This window comes from Lachnoanaerobaculum sp. MSX33 (assembly GCF_000512995.1).
GTDB lineage: Bacteria > Bacillota > Clostridia > Lachnospirales > Lachnospiraceae > Lachnoanaerobaculum.
In genome coordinates this window covers 1-1,729 of sequence record NZ_AZXX01000059.1, presented here as the reverse complement: position 1 = coordinate 1,729, position 1,729 = coordinate 1, and the positions used below count along the sequence as shown (strand labels likewise).

Annotated in this window: 1 protein-coding gene and 1 pseudogene; both read right to left on the bottom strand. The window is 37.9% G+C overall.

Annotated features, from left to right (window positions below):
* Nucleotides 1-157 precede the first annotated feature (157 nt).
* A pseudogene (gene tnpC, locus HMPREF1495_RS05000) lies at nucleotides 158-1,314 on the bottom strand (IS66 family transposase); the annotation flags it as partial.
* A 168-nt stretch (nucleotides 1,315-1,482) separates the two neighbouring features.
* On the bottom strand, nucleotides 1,483-1,729 hold a 247-nt coding region (locus HMPREF1495_RS04995), incomplete at its 5' end, for a transposase (RefSeq protein ID WP_034212586.1).

The following is a 1,729-nucleotide window of genomic DNA, read 5'->3' as shown; positions in this document are numbered from 1 at the left end:
GGACAAAGTGATTTTTTAATAAACTGCAATATAATTTTAAATTATCTTCTTAAAAAGTAAGCGCCCAATAACATGATGCCTTATATTTCATTAAACTAAATGAGATAATAAATCAAATAAAAAATTGCTCCAATAAAGAGCACCATAGTTTATTTGTCTATTGCTTACATTCTTCCTTTACATCCGGTGACCAGGGCATTAAATCTTCTAAAAGTTCAGGTTCGGACTGCCACGGTGTATCCGGCATATACATGAGAAGATATTGTAAGTAGGTATAGACATTCAAGCCGTTTCCCTTTGCTGTCTCTACAATACTATAGACAGCTGCACTTGCAGATGCTCCTTTGGGGTGTCTGCAAAAAGCCAATTCTTGCGACCTACTGTAAACAGACGAATTTCATTCTCGGCAGCATTATTAGAAATAGAACATCTTCCATCAAGCAGATAATTCTCCATATATGGACGCTGGTTATTAGCATAAACAAGAGCTTTTCCAAGTGCAGAGCCTTTTAATGCCGTTATGGAATCAATCCAACACCAAAAAGCCTCAAGAACAGGTTTTTCCAACTCCAGGCGCTTACTATATCGTTCTTCAGATGTTAAGTTTTTAAGGCTGTCTTCAATATGAAACAGCTGATCACAGTAATTCCTTCCGATTTCAGCAAGGGTGAGTGATGCATCCTGTGAACTCTTAGATGGAATCGCTTCTATAAACTTTCTTCTAAGGTGGGCCCAGCACCCACATCTGATCATATCAGAAAGTTTATTATAACCGGAGTATCCATCAGAGTGAAAGTATCCTTTGAAACCTTTCAGGAATTCCACTGCATGATTACCATTTCTTGAAGGCTGATAATCATAAAGAATTATGGATGGCTTGTCGTCATTTCCGGTTCTATATAGCCACATATAAGACTTTGTCTGTGGTGCCTTGTCTTTTTCTTTAAGCACCTGAACAACTGTCTCATCGCAATGCACTATATCACGCTCAAGGAGCTTTTTGTGCAGATGAGATACTATGGGCTTTAGATAATCCTCACTGCAACGGATTATCCAGTTTGCCATAGTGGAACGACTGCGGGCGATTCCAAGTTGATCCCAGTCTTTCTCCTGCCTATAAAGAGGCATACCGTTCACATACTTTTGATACATGACATTGGCCACTGAGCTTGGGGAGGCCAACGAATGGTTCATCAGTGATGAAGGTGTGGGTGCCTTCATTATATAAGGATAAGCTGTATGCTTACATTTGGAACACTCATATACAGTTTGAACATAGCGAACAATTCGAAGTTTTGCAGGAATGTACTCTAATCCTGAATTATTCACCACAGTAGATTTGGTTTAAAACGCCTACAAGATAATTGTTTTATAAAGCTATCTCGTTCGTAAGTTGGAAAATCACCTGAAAAAAGGATGCACTATCCCTATGTATCAAAAATAGTCATTTGATATTGGATTATCAAGGCTCATACGTTACTACTATTCCAACTGTAGTGGCAGTTTCATAATGTTTGAAATCGTTTCATAGAATTCTTTCTTATAATGGCAACTGCTACACAATTTGAGTACTATATATCTTGCCTTATTTACTACTTTTGCAGCTACTTTTAGCAACTTTAAGCGAATGGTATTGATTTGCTGCTTTCTCATTTTTGTAGAGAGCACCAATCGCCTAAACCAATTAAACAGGTTGTATACAAGAGCATGTATCTGTAAACGATTTGCG